The organism is Lysobacter antibioticus (genome assembly GCF_001442535.1).
Lineage (GTDB): Bacteria > Pseudomonadota > Gammaproteobacteria > Xanthomonadales > Xanthomonadaceae > Lysobacter > Lysobacter antibioticus.
Map to the genome: position 1 here is coordinate 3,809,987 of NZ_CP013141.1, position 10,938 is coordinate 3,820,924.

A 10,938-nucleotide genomic window follows, 5' to 3' on the forward strand; every position below is an offset into this window, starting at 1 on the left:
CGCCCGGGCAGGGCGCGCCCGCCCCCTCCAGGAGACCGCGATGAGCGATACCCGGCTCAGCCATCCCGAACGCATCGTCTATCCCGTCGCGAAGATCAGCAAAGGCGAGGTCGCCGATTATTACCGCGCGGTCGAGGCCTGGCTGCTGCCGGAACTGGTCGAACGTCCGCTGTCCTTGCTGCGCTGCCCGGACGGCATCGCATCGGCGTGTTTCTTCCAGAAACACCATGCCGACAGCCTGGGCGAGGGCGTGCACCCGGTCCGCCTGCGCGAGTCCGCCGGCCAGGCCGACTACGTCTACGTGCGCGACATCGAAGGCGTGTCGGCGCTGGTGCAGATGAACACCCTGGAGTTCCATCCCTGGGGCGCGAAACGGCAGGCGCCGGACCGGCCGGATCGGTTGGTGTTCGACCTGGACCCGGCCGAGGACATCGCCTGGAGCGAACTCAAGCGGGCCGGGCGCGAAGTGCGCGACCGGCTCGCCGAAATCGGGCTCGACAGCTGGCCGCGCCTGTCCGGCGGCAAGGGCATGCACGTGGTGGTGCCGATCCGGCCAGGCCCGGGCTGGGCCGAGGCCAAGGCCTTCAGCGAGGCCTTCGCCGACGCCATGGTCGCGCAATCGCCGCTGCGCTATGTCGCGACGGCATCCAAGGTCGCCCGCAAGGGGCGCATCTTCATCGACTGGCTGCGCAATGCGCGCGGCGCCACCAGCGTGGCGAGTTGGTCGCTGCGCGCGCGCGAAGGCGCGCCGGTGGCGATGCCGTTGCGCTGGGACGAGTTCTCGCGTGCGCGTTCTTCGACCGACTTCGATCTGGCCAAGGCATTACGTCGCGCCGCGCGCCTGCGCAGCGATCCCTGGGAAGGTTTCGCCGAGAGCCGACAACGCTTGCCGACGATATGAAACCTCAGGACGACTCGTCAGGCGGCTTCATGCCGGCCTTGCGCTCGGCGAAATTGAGCAGGAACAGGACCAGCAAGGTCAGCACGGTCGCGGCGAAGGCGAGCAGGTGATAACGCAGGCCGGTGCTGGCGCCGATCACCGCGACCATCAACAGCGAGGCCGCGGTGGTGATGCCGGACACCGCCTGGCCGCCGCGCTGGGCGAATATCGTGCCGGCGCCGATGAACGAAACGCCGGCGACGACCGCCTCGACCAGGCGCAAGGGATCGATGTTGACCAGGAAGGGGATGCGGAAACGCGGGTCCATGATCGCCAACTGGCCCACGCCGACCAGCAGCGAAGAGGCGCCCGCGACCAGCATGTGGGTGCGGAATCCCGCCGGTCTATTCTTCAGTTCGCGTTCCAGGCCGATCGTGCCGCCGAGCACCATCGCGTAGGCGGTGCCGCCGACGACCCACAGCTGACTCAGCATCTCCATGAATGCGCTCCGGCTGGGTAAGCGTTCTTGATAGCCGGGGCCGTGTGAGGCGTCGGTGACCGCCGGCCGTCGTGACGGCGCGCAGATGAACCGCACACCCCGCGCTAACGACGCACTGTCCCGGCCTTAACTCTCCGGCGGTTAGCGTCGGCATCGTGATCCCAGCGATTCCGATCAGGAGACCGGTCATGACTCGTGGAGATAAATCGTCGTACACCGACAAGCAGAAACGCCAGGCCGAGCATATCGAGCAGCAGTACAGGAAAGATGGCGTATCGCAGAAGGAAGCCGAAGAACGCGCCTGGGCCACCGTCAACAAGCAGGATGGCGGCGGCAAGAAATCCGGTTCGGGCCGAAAAGACCATCACTGAGCTCCATCCGAGTTTCATCATTCGAAGACATCGAACAGGCCCGTGCCGTACGAAACAAGCGTTCCGACCATGGCCGCGGCTTTATGATCGGGCTCAGAGCTCGGTCCGCATGTCTCGATCCCGTATATGAGGACTCCATCATGAAATCCATGCGTCTCGCGATTCTCACCCTGACCCTGGCCGTCTCCGGCACCGCCCTGGCGGCGCCGCAGTCCGCCGGCAGCCCCACCGGCAACGATCCGGGCACGGGCACCGGCAACGAGTCGGCGCAACCGGTCAGCGATACCTGGATCACCACCAAGGTCAAGGCCGAGTTGTTGGCCGCCAAGGGCGTGACCGGCACTGATATCAGCGTCGAGACCGTCAACGGTGTGGTCAAACTGTCCGGTCATGTGGACGGCAAGACCGAGGCCGACAAGGCCGTCGAGATCGCGCGCAAGATCGACGGCGTCAAGAAGGTCGACAGCACCGCGCTGGTCTCGGCCAAGAGCGCCCACGGCAAATAAGCGACGGCGGGCATTCCCCGGCCTGCCGATTCGCATAGGACAGAGCGATGACCCAGCTAGCCGACCGTGTTCACACCGATCCCGCCGAGATCCGCCGATTGAGCCTCTTGATCGAGCGGCTTCCCGACGAAGGCTTGGTCGATATCGTTCTGGTCGATGGCAGTCGGCAGGTCGGGGTCGTCGCGACCCGGCCGAGTCTGCAGACCTTTCTCGACGCGCAGGGCAACGAGGGCGCCAATGCGGTACTGCGCCTGGAAGACATACGCGGCGGCGACCGCGTCGCCTATCTGTGGCTCGACGAGATCCTGAAAGTGTGTCCGCTGCAGTCCGACGAGCGCGAATTCGTTCGTCCATCGGCCCGCCGAAAACCGACGGGCAACTAGCCGGCGCCGGCTGGCGAGGCCGATCTCGCCGCACGCCGCGCCGCGACACAACAGGAGCCCGTCATGGCCGTTTGCGAGGTTTGCGGAAACCAGTACGACAAGACTTTCACCGTTTCGATGGGGACGCGCAGCGGCACCTTCGATTCGTTCGAGTGCGCGATCCACGCGATGGCGCCGCGCTGCGCGCATTGCGACTGCCGCATCGTCGGGCACGGCATCGAGGACGACGGCACTTTCTACTGCTGCGTGCATTGCGCCCGCAGCGCCGGCGTCAGCGGGGTCGCGGACCGCGCATGAGTCTGCATCTGTGGCGAATCCGAGCGGATGGCGATTCAACGGATCGCGAGCCCCGGCGCCTGCGTGGGCCGTCGCCGGGCTGGGTGGGACGCTCGTCGATGCTGCTTCCCGCGTCGGCGGCGATCGGCGATGCTAGAGGCATGCGCGCCATCCGCTCTTCCGATCCCGGGGTCCTTCGCAGCGCGAGCGAGGGCCTGTGCTATCTGTACGTGCTGCCTTGCGCTTACGAAGACCTGCTCAAACTGGGCTTCTCGCGCGGGCCGCTGGGGCGCATCCAGGCGCTGCAGGCGCGGTTCTTCGAGTTCTTCGATCTCGACCTGGCCTTCCTGGTCGAGACCGAGACCGTCGGCGACGCGCGCAAGCTGGAATTGGACCTGCGTCATCGCTTGAGCGACTACAACGCACCGGCGCCGTTGACCGTGAACGCACAGGCCGGCGGCCACAGCGAGTGGTATCGCGGTGCCTATCGGGCGCTCGCCGAGGAGGCGGTGCGCCTGCAAGCCGTCGGCCACACCGTGCATCGCCCGCTGCGCGCCTGGCTGGGACGGCAACTCGCCGCGCAGGGCGATGACTTGTACGACCGTAGCGCCGCTCTGATGACGCAACTGCAAGGCGATGCCTCGCTGCTCGACCAACCCGGGTTGCGAACATTGCGGCGCAAATTGTTGGACTCACTCGATGCGCATGCGGCCTTGGGCGTCGAGTTGGAACCGCGCCTGCCCGAGGCCTTGCTGGCGTGGTATCGAGCGAGCGGTTGGAGAGACTGAGAGTTCGCGCCGCGCCCGTGCTCGAACGGTGTAGATCGGCAAGCAAGGCTTCGGTATCCGTCCGCACACAGGAGCGACACGACCATGACCCGACTCGACAAGCCGCTGCGACGCGAAGTGGAGATCGACGGCAAGCTGTACACACTGACGGTCGATCCCGATGGCCTCAAACTGTCCGAGAAAGGCCGGCGCAAGGGCATCGCCCTGAGCTGGAACGACCTGGTGTCCGGCGACGCGGCGCTGGCGGCGGCCCTGCAGGCTTCGACCCGCGACGCTTCGACCATGGGCTGATGCGCGGCCGGGTTGCAGCCGCGCTCAATCGGTGCGCACCCGGAACGCCAGGCTGATGCGTGGGTCGACCACCCCGGGCGCCTTGGGGATGCCATGGTCGTAATGCTGCTGCGAGGAGTGGCTCATGACCACCAGGCTGCCGGATTCGAGCTGCAGCTGCCAGGTCGCGTGCGGCGCGCGCTTGGCCCGCACGGTCATGCGCCGGGTCGCGCCGAGCGAGAGCACCGCGATCGGCCGGCCCTGTGCGAGGTTGTGCAGCTTGTCGTTGTGCAGAGCGACGCTGTCGCGGCCGTCGCGATACAGGTTGAGGCCGACGCTGTTGAACGGGGCTCTCAATAATTCTCCGATGCGCTCTGCGGTGTCGGCGAGCATCGGCGGCAGGGTGTCGCGATCGAGGCGATACATCGCCATGCGCCGCGGCACCTCGATCAGCCGCTCGTACATCATGCGTTGTTGCGAGGTCCACGCGGCGTGTTCGAGCAGAGCCGAGAACAAGCGCATCGACCACTCGCCATCGAACACGCCGGGCAAATAGCGCACGCCGCCTTCGGCGTCGCGGATCGGTTGCTGCGGGTCGGCGTCGAACAACGAATGCTGGTGCATGGCGCATGATGCGACGAAACGTTCTCAAGCTGCGAGACCGGCGCGATCGCCTCGCAGTCAGACGGCCGCCGCCGGCTTCTCCAGTTTCGGCAGGAACCAGGCTAGCAGGCCGATCGCCGGCAGGTAGGCGCAAAGGGCGTACACCGCTTCGATACCGATGCGATCGGCGAGTTGGCCCAGGGCCGCGGCGCCGAGGCCGCCCATGCCGAAAGCGAAGCCGAAGAACAGGCCGGCGATGACGCCGGTGCGGCCCGGTACCAGTTCTTGCGCATAGACCAGGATCGCCGAGAACGCCGAGGCCAGGACCAGGCCGATCACCACCGTCAGCGCCGTGGTCCAGAACAGGTTGGCGTGCGGGAGCAACAGGGTGAAGGGCAGCACGCCGAGGATCGAAAACCAGATCACGTAGCGGCGGCCGATGCGGTCGCCGATCGGCCCGCCGAGCAGGGTGCCGGCGGCGACCGCGCCGAGGAAGACGAACAGATGCAGCTGCGCGTCCTGCGCCCCGAGCTGGAATTTCTCCATCAGGTAGAAGGTGTAATAGCTCGACAGGCTGGCCATGTAGAAATACTTGGAGAAGATCAGCACCGCGAGCACGGCCATGCTGCGGGCGATGGTCTTGCGCGGCAGGGTGGCGCGCGCGGCGCTCGCCTGCTTCTTGCGCATCCCCGGGATCTGCTCGCGGTACCACACGCCGATGCGGCCGAGGATCACGATCGCGGTCAACGCGGCGAACGCGAACCAGCCGACGCTGCCCTGGCCTCGCGGCATCACCACGAAGGCGGCGAGCAGCGGGCCGAGCGCGGAACCGACGTTGCCGCCGACCTGGAACAGCGACTGGGCCAGGCCGTGACGGCCGCCCGAGGCCATGCTCGCCACCCGAGAGGATTCCGGATGGAACACCGACGAACCCGAGCCGACCAGGGCCGCGGCGAGCAGTAGCATAGGGAAGCTCGAGGCGCGCGACAGCAGCAACAGGCCGACCAGGGTGAAGCCCATGCCGATGGCGAGCGAATAGGGCATCGGCCGTTTGTCGGTGTAGATGCCGACCAGCGGCTGCAACAGCGAGGCGGTGACCTGGAAGGTCAGGGTGATCAGGCCGATCTGGCCGAAATCGAGCTTGAACGCGTCCTTCAGCAGCGGGTAGATCGCCGGCAGCAGCGACTGGATCATGTCGTTGAGCAGGTGGCAGACGCTGAGCATCGCCAGGATCGGCAAAGCGATCCGGCCGGTGGCTTCGGCAGGTTTCTGATCCGCTTCGAAAGCGGGCAGCGAGGCGGTCGCGGGAGTATCGATCGACGCATCGTTCGAGGCGTTCTGGGTATCGAGCGTGGTCATGGCGACCAGTAGACGCCGCCGTGCGCATGCCCGCATTATTGTTCAGGTCAACAATCTTCGAGATCGGGCCAATGCGCAACGTGCTTGCGAACCAGGTCGACGCCTTGCCGGGCTGGATCGTCGCTACCTCGAACGACTATCCGACCCACCACCGCATCGCCCGCCATCGCCATCGCCGCTCGCAACTGCTGTATGCCGCGCACGGGATCATGGTGGTCGGCACCGAGACCGGGCGCTGGATCGTGCCGCCCGAGCGGGCCGCCTGGATTCCCTCGGGCATGGCCCACGACGTACACGTCCTGGCCGCGATCAGCACCCGCAGCGTGTATGTCGAACCCGAGGTCAACGCGGCCTTGCCGCAGGACTGCCGGGTGATCGGGGTATCGCCGCTGATGCGGCAGTTGCTGCTGGAAACCCGCGACCTGCCGCTGCAGGCCGAAAGCGGCTCGCGCCCGGACCTGATCTATTCGCTGATCGTGCAGGAGATCGAACGCGCGCCGGTGTTGCCCTTGGACATTCCGTTCCCGGCCGATCCGCGCCTGGCCAAGCGTTGCCGCACCTATCTCGCGCGCCCCTCGCCGCACGACACCATCGACGATTGGTGCCGCGACCTGGCGATGAGCCGGCGCACCTTCACCCGGCGTTTCCGTAGCGAAACCGGCAGCAGTTTTGCGCAGTGGTGCCGGCAGGCGGCGATCTTCGCCGCCTTGCCGCGGCTGGCCGCAGGCGAGCCGATCACGACCTTGGCGTTGGACCTGGGCTACGAAAGCGCTTCGGCGTTCACGACCATGTTCAAGCGTCTGATCGGGATGCCGCCGAGCCGGTATCTGGCGATGTCGCATGGGCCTGCGCGCGAGAGCGCTTGAGCCAGCAAGGGTAGGAGCGGCGCAAGCCGCGACCGTGATCCGCAAACGCCCGCGTCATTCGATGTCCGGCTTTGGAACGATGTCCGGCGTGTGGCCGGACGGTTCGGTCGGCTTTCGTTGCCAGGCCTTTGTCCGATACCGACGTCGATTCCGTGATTGTGCGGTCGCGGCATGCGCCGCTCCTACCCAGAAGCTGCGAAGCGTCGTGCTGACGACGCGGCTCCGGCGAAGCGGGACGCAAGCGTCCCGCTTCCCGAAACCACGATCAGCGCGAACTCGCGGATCGCCGCCCAGGTCGGTTACGGCTCCGAGCCGGCCTTCAGCCGCGGCTGAAGGCGTCTGTTCGGCAGCGCGCCGAGCGATTACCGCAAGCGGCTGCGCGCGCCGCCGCTGCGCTGAGTGCGCCGGCGACGCTCAAGCGCCGGACACCAGCAAGGTGATGACCCAGACGTCGACGCCGTTGTTCTGGGTCTGTTCGACCGACTGGACCAGGAACGAGGTTCCCGGGGCGAAGGTGTATTCGATCTTGTCCGGGTCGTCCGACAGCGGCGTGATGTAGCTGGCGGCATCCCAGACCCAGGCGCCGTCGGGCGGGTTGGCGACCAGGACGATGCCGTTCTGGTACTGCATCGCCTCGCTCATGCTGCTGCCGAAACTCCAGACCATCTTGGTGGTGATGGTGTCGCCGGGCCGGATGTAGTCGGCGATGGCCTGGTTGAAGTCGATCTGCAGCGGCACCGTGTCGGGGCCGGCATTGAGCGGACACTGCAGGAACTCGATGCCGAAGTGCTGCATGCCGAGCTGGTAGATGTCCATCTGCCCGCTGAAGAGCTGCGGCTGGTCGACGATGCTGGTGCGCGGCATCGACTGGTAGGCGGCGGCGAGCAGGCGGTTCTCGACGTCGCTGAACTGCTGCAACTGCGTCGCCACCGCAGCCAGTTGCGACTGCACGTCGGCCAGGGACGAGGCCGGCGTCATCATGAAAGAGTTCATATAGTCGGCGTTGCCCGGGTTGTAGGTGTTCCAGTTCGATTCCCAGATCGCCGTGGCGATGCTGTCCTGGTCCAGCGGCAACGGCGACTGGCTCATGCCGGTGTATTCGAAGATCTTCATGAACACCAAGCGGGTGAACGAGGCGGTGGTCCAGTCGTAGATCGACATCGCCAGTTGGAAGCTGTACGGCGAGAACGGAAACAACTGCGCGCCGAGCGCGGCGATCTGGGCGAAACTCTTGCCCGGCGCGTCGGGGATGTCCTGGTAGGGCACGTACTTGTCGGCGATCATCCGGTCGAGATAGGCCGCATCGGCGGCCGCGACCACCGGCAAGGGCTTGAGCTGCCCGGATCGGCTGATCCCGGTCGCCGCCGCGGTCGCCGTGAAGCTACCGTCGCCCGGGAGGTACAGCTCGAAGCTGGCGCTCGGGTTCGGCGTGTAGTCGAAATCGGCGCCGTTGAAGTCGATGAAATCCATCACCGGACCGAACGGAAAGCCGTTCTGGAAATCGGTGACATCGAGGAAGCCTTCGCCGTCGACGATCAGGCGGCTCGACACGCCCTTGCCGCCGCGCCAGCTGTCGATCGGCAAGCCGTCGCTGAACCACAGCGAGGCTTCGCTTGGATTGCGGATGGTCTGGAACTGCCACATGCGGGCCTCCCGGCGTCTCGGAACCGACTCGGCCGCGATGCGGAGCGTGACGGGCGACACGCGTCGCTCTACGTTTTCACGTCGCGGATCAGCCCATACAACGCGACGGCACGGCGATCACGGCCACGCCCAAGGCGCGGCACTCGCGATCACTTCGCGATCAATAGCAGCAGCGAACGCGCCTGCAATCCATAGGTCGCGTTCTCGCCGCCTATCAGGGTTTCCGAGCCCGGCGGCGCGACTGTGTTCGGGCCTTCGTTCCAGGTGGCGGTGTCGGTGACGCGGTACCACTGTTTGCCGTTGCCGGGCCAGGGCAGGACGAAGTTCACCGGCCCCGACCAGCCGTTGTAGGCGACGTAGATCGCGCTGGCCGGATCGGCGAACTCGCTGCCGTCGACGCGCCAGGCGAGGGCGTGATTGCCGCTGCCGTTGAAGTAGGCCGCATCGGCCTGGGCGCCGTCGGGCTTGAACCAGCGCAACTGCTCCATGACGTTGCCGTTGCCGTCCGTGCCGCTGTAGAAATTGGCCGGACGCAGCGCCGGGTGCGCCTTGCGGAAGGCGATCAGGCGCTTGCTGTAGGTCTCGTGGTCGGCCTCGATGCTGTCGCGGGTCCAGTACAGCCAGTTCGCCGCCGAATCCAGGTTATAGGTGTTGTTGTTGCCGAACTGGGTGCGCAGCACTTCATCGCCGCCGGTGATCATCGGCACGCCGGCGCTGAGCATCATGAAAGCCAAGCCCGTGCGCGCCGCCTTGCGTTGCTCGAGGACCACGCCGGCCTGGTCCCAGCTCAGGTTGTGGTCTTCGCCGCCGTCGGAAGGTCCGTATGGCCAGGGTTGGTTGTTTTGCTTGTCGTTGTAGGCGTAGAGGTCGTTGAGGGTGAAGCCGTCGTGGGCGACCATGAAATTGATCGAATGCCAGGGCTTGCGGCCGTCGTCGCCGTAGAGGTCGCTGGAACCGGCGAAGCGCGAGGCCAGGGTGCCCGGAGTGACCACCTCGACGCCGAGCTTGTTCTGCTTCTTGCGCAACGCATCGCGATACAGGCCGTTCCATTCCGCCCAGCCGGCGGGGAAGTTGCCGACCTGGTAGGAGTTGCCGCCGATCGCCCAGGGCTCGGCGATCAGGTCGAGGCCGGCGCCGCCGGCGGCCGGTCGCGGCGGCAGTTCGGCGACGATGCGGTTGAGCGCATTGCCGGCGTCGCTCTTGTCGAAGTTGAAGCAGCCGTGTTGGCAGCTGTTGCCGAGCACCGAGGCCAGGTCGAAGCGGAAGCCGTCGACACCGAGCGTATCGCGCCAGTACGCCAGCGAGTCGACGATCAGGTTCTGGGCCACCGCGTTGCGGGTGTTGTAGTTGCCGCCGACGCCGGTGTTGTCCCAGGGGTATTTGAGGTCGGCGGTCAGCGAGTAATAGGCCGGATTGTCGAGGCCGCGCCAGGACAGCAGGTTGTAGACGCTGAGTCCGTCGCTGCCGCCCCAGGGGCCGCCTTCGCCGGTGTGGTTATAGACCACGTCGATGTAGACCTTGATGCCGGCGTCGTGGAAGGCCTTGACCATCGCTTTCCATTCGCGGGTCGGCCCGCCGGCGCTCTTGTCGGCGGCATAGCGGCGATCCGGGGCGAAATAGTTCAGGGTCATGTAACCCCAGTAGTTGTCGTTCGCCGTCGAGGCAGGGTCGACGTCGTTCTGGTCGTTTTGCGCCTCCTGCACCGGCAGGAATTCGACCGCGGTGACGCCGAGGCCGGCCAGATAGGTGGCTTTACGCGCCGCACCGGCGTAGGTGCCGCGTTCGGCGGAGGGCACGCTGGCGTCGTTGCGGGTCAGGCCGCGCACGTGCACTTCGTAGATCACCTCGTCCTTGAGCGCACGTGTCGGCTTGCTGCCGATCGAGGAGGTATCGGAGGGCAGGGCGACGCTCTTGCTGGCGCAGGCGCCGCTGTCCTTGTTGCGATGGCTGGTGCCGCTGGCGTAGATCGTGCCGTCGGCGCAGGCGGCGGTGTTCGGGTCCTGGCTGAGCTCGCGCGCGTAGGGGTCGATCAACAGCTTGTTCGGATTGAAGCGATTGCCGGCGTTGTCGACGTCGCTGACGAAGCCGGTGCCGCTGCCCTTGCTCCAGGCGGCGTCGTAGGGCCAGTTGGGGCCCCAGGCGCGATAACCGTAATAGACCGTGCCGGTAATGCCATAGCTGGTCTTGATGGTGCTGGTCGCGACCGACTTCGACCAGACCTGGGTCGCCGCGTCCTTGGTCATGCTCAGGCGCGCGACTTCCTGTGCGCCGGAGGCAGTCTTGTACAACCACACTTCGATGCGGGTGGCGCGCGAGGAATACACGCGGAAGTTCAGATTGCTCTGGCTGGCGTCGTAGCGCGCGCCCAGTTGCTGGGTATCGATGGCGGCGCGTGCCTCGCCCATGAACAACAGGCCGAGCATTGTCGCCAGCACCACACTCGCCATGCCGTTCCACCACCGCGTCTGATCGCGCATCGCCACGCACTCCTGT

The 10,938-nt window shown here is 66.3% G+C and carries 13 protein-coding genes; 8 read left to right on the forward strand and 5 right to left on the reverse strand.

Features of this window, described 5'->3' with window-relative positions; translation table 11 throughout:
• Nucleotides 1–40 precede the first annotated feature (40 nt).
• A complete protein-coding gene (ligD, locus tag GLA29479_RS15440) occupies nucleotides 41–901 on the forward strand; it encodes a non-homologous end-joining DNA ligase (RefSeq protein ID WP_057972099.1) in 861 nt (286 codons plus the stop codon).
• Between the two features lie 4 nt (nucleotides 902–905).
• Here the strand turns inward: ligD and GLA29479_RS15445 are convergent, their stop codons facing one another.
• Nucleotides 906–1,379, reverse strand: coding sequence for an MgtC/SapB family protein (locus GLA29479_RS15445; RefSeq protein WP_057918073.1), 474 nt, complete (start codon nucleotides 1,377–1,379; stop codon nucleotides 906–908).
• A gap of 188 nt (nucleotides 1,380–1,567) precedes the next feature.
• Between GLA29479_RS15445 and GLA29479_RS15450 the strand changes: the two genes are divergently transcribed.
• The 6 genes from GLA29479_RS15450 to GLA29479_RS15475 all read left to right on the forward strand — a co-directional run bounded on the left by GLA29479_RS15450 (nucleotide 1,568) and on the right by GLA29479_RS15475 (nucleotide 3,994).
• Entirely contained in the window at nucleotides 1,568–1,750 is a 183-nt protein-coding gene (locus GLA29479_RS15450; RefSeq protein ID WP_057918072.1) for a hypothetical protein, read from the forward strand.
• A 140-nt stretch (nucleotides 1,751–1,890) separates the two neighbouring features.
• Nucleotides 1,891–2,256, forward strand: coding sequence for a BON domain-containing protein (locus GLA29479_RS15455; protein ID WP_057918071.1), 366 nt, complete (start codon nucleotides 1,891–1,893; stop codon nucleotides 2,254–2,256).
• A gap of 47 nt (nucleotides 2,257–2,303) precedes the next feature.
• On the forward strand, nucleotides 2,304–2,639 hold the full coding sequence (locus tag GLA29479_RS15460) for a DUF3247 family protein (RefSeq protein WP_057918070.1): 336 nt from the start codon (nucleotides 2,304–2,306) through the stop codon (nucleotides 2,637–2,639).
• 63 nt (nucleotides 2,640–2,702) lie between these two features.
• On the forward strand, nucleotides 2,703–2,936 hold the full coding sequence (locus GLA29479_RS15465) for a hypothetical protein (RefSeq protein WP_031372371.1): 234 nt from the start codon (nucleotides 2,703–2,705) through the stop codon (nucleotides 2,934–2,936).
• A 140-nt stretch (nucleotides 2,937–3,076) separates the two neighbouring features.
• Nucleotides 3,077–3,703 carry a GIY-YIG nuclease family protein gene (locus GLA29479_RS15470; protein ID WP_057972100.1) on the forward strand — a complete coding sequence of 209 codons (627 nt, stop codon included), beginning with the start codon at nucleotides 3,077–3,079 and terminating at the stop codon, nucleotides 3,701–3,703.
• An 84-nt stretch (nucleotides 3,704–3,787) separates the two neighbouring features.
• The gene (locus GLA29479_RS15475) at nucleotides 3,788–3,994 is read left to right on the forward strand and encodes a hypothetical protein (RefSeq protein WP_057918068.1); all 207 of its coding nucleotides are present in this window, start codon (nucleotides 3,788–3,790) and stop codon (nucleotides 3,992–3,994) included.
• Nucleotides 3,995–4,018: 24 nt separating this feature from the next.
• Here the strand turns inward: GLA29479_RS15475 and GLA29479_RS15480 are convergent, their stop codons facing one another.
• Nucleotides 4,019–4,597 (reverse strand): alpha-ketoglutarate-dependent dioxygenase AlkB, encoded by a 579-nt coding sequence (locus GLA29479_RS15480; protein ID WP_057918067.1) that lies wholly within the window; start codon nucleotides 4,595–4,597, stop codon nucleotides 4,019–4,021.
• Nucleotides 4,598–4,654: 57 nt separating this feature from the next.
• Nucleotides 4,655–5,800 (reverse strand): MFS transporter, encoded by a 1,146-nt coding sequence (locus tag GLA29479_RS15485; protein WP_237051813.1) that lies wholly within the window; start codon nucleotides 5,798–5,800, stop codon nucleotides 4,655–4,657.
• Between the two features lie 206 nt (nucleotides 5,801–6,006).
• Here GLA29479_RS15485 and GLA29479_RS15490 point away from each other — a divergent pair, with 206 nt between their 5' ends.
• Nucleotides 6,007–6,801: an AraC family transcriptional regulator gene (locus tag GLA29479_RS15490; RefSeq protein ID WP_057972102.1), complete on the forward strand. Its 795-nt coding sequence runs from the start codon at nucleotides 6,007–6,009 to the stop codon at nucleotides 6,799–6,801.
• A gap of 414 nt (nucleotides 6,802–7,215) precedes the next feature.
• Here GLA29479_RS15490 and GLA29479_RS15495 read toward each other — a convergent pair whose 3' ends face one another.
• Both GLA29479_RS15495 and GLA29479_RS15500 read right to left on the reverse strand, forming a co-directional pair.
• A complete protein-coding gene (locus GLA29479_RS15495; protein ID WP_057972103.1) occupies nucleotides 7,216–8,445 on the reverse strand; it encodes a hypothetical protein in 1,230 nt (409 codons plus the stop codon).
• 149 nt (nucleotides 8,446–8,594) lie between these two features.
• A complete protein-coding gene (locus GLA29479_RS15500) occupies nucleotides 8,595–10,922 on the reverse strand; it encodes a glycogen debranching protein (RefSeq protein ID WP_082638712.1) in 2,328 nt (775 codons plus the stop codon).
• Nucleotides 10,923–10,938 lie beyond the last annotated feature (16 nt).

Coding starts and splice junctions, on each gene's coding strand:
- ligD (WP_057972099.1), top strand. CDS start 41: ATGAGCGATACCCGGCTCAGCCATCCCGAACGCATCGTCTATCCCGTC.
- GLA29479_RS15445 (WP_057918073.1), bottom strand. CDS start 1,379: ATGGAGATGCTGAGTCAGCTGTGGGTCGTCGGCGGCACCGCCTACGCG.
- GLA29479_RS15450 (WP_057918072.1), top strand. CDS start 1,568: ATGACTCGTGGAGATAAATCGTCGTACACCGACAAGCAGAAACGCCAG.
- GLA29479_RS15455 (WP_057918071.1), top strand. CDS start 1,891: ATGAAATCCATGCGTCTCGCGATTCTCACCCTGACCCTGGCCGTCTCC.
- GLA29479_RS15460 (WP_057918070.1), top strand. CDS start 2,304: ATGACCCAGCTAGCCGACCGTGTTCACACCGATCCCGCCGAGATCCGC.
- GLA29479_RS15465 (WP_031372371.1), top strand. CDS start 2,703: ATGGCCGTTTGCGAGGTTTGCGGAAACCAGTACGACAAGACTTTCACC.
- GLA29479_RS15470 (WP_057972100.1), top strand. CDS start 3,077: ATGCGCGCCATCCGCTCTTCCGATCCCGGGGTCCTTCGCAGCGCGAGC.
- GLA29479_RS15475 (WP_057918068.1), top strand. CDS start 3,788: ATGACCCGACTCGACAAGCCGCTGCGACGCGAAGTGGAGATCGACGGC.
- GLA29479_RS15480 (WP_057918067.1), bottom strand. CDS start 4,597: ATGCACCAGCATTCGTTGTTCGACGCCGACCCGCAGCAACCGATCCGC.
- GLA29479_RS15485 (WP_237051813.1), bottom strand. CDS start 5,800: ATGCTCAGCGTCTGCCACCTGCTCAACGACATGATCCAGTCGCTGCTG.
- GLA29479_RS15490 (WP_057972102.1), top strand. CDS start 6,007: ATGCGCAACGTGCTTGCGAACCAGGTCGACGCCTTGCCGGGCTGGATC.
- GLA29479_RS15495 (WP_057972103.1), bottom strand. CDS start 8,445: ATGTGGCAGTTCCAGACCATCCGCAATCCAAGCGAAGCCTCGCTGTGG.
- GLA29479_RS15500 (WP_082638712.1), bottom strand. CDS start 10,922: ATGCGCGATCAGACGCGGTGGTGGAACGGCATGGCGAGTGTGGTGCTG.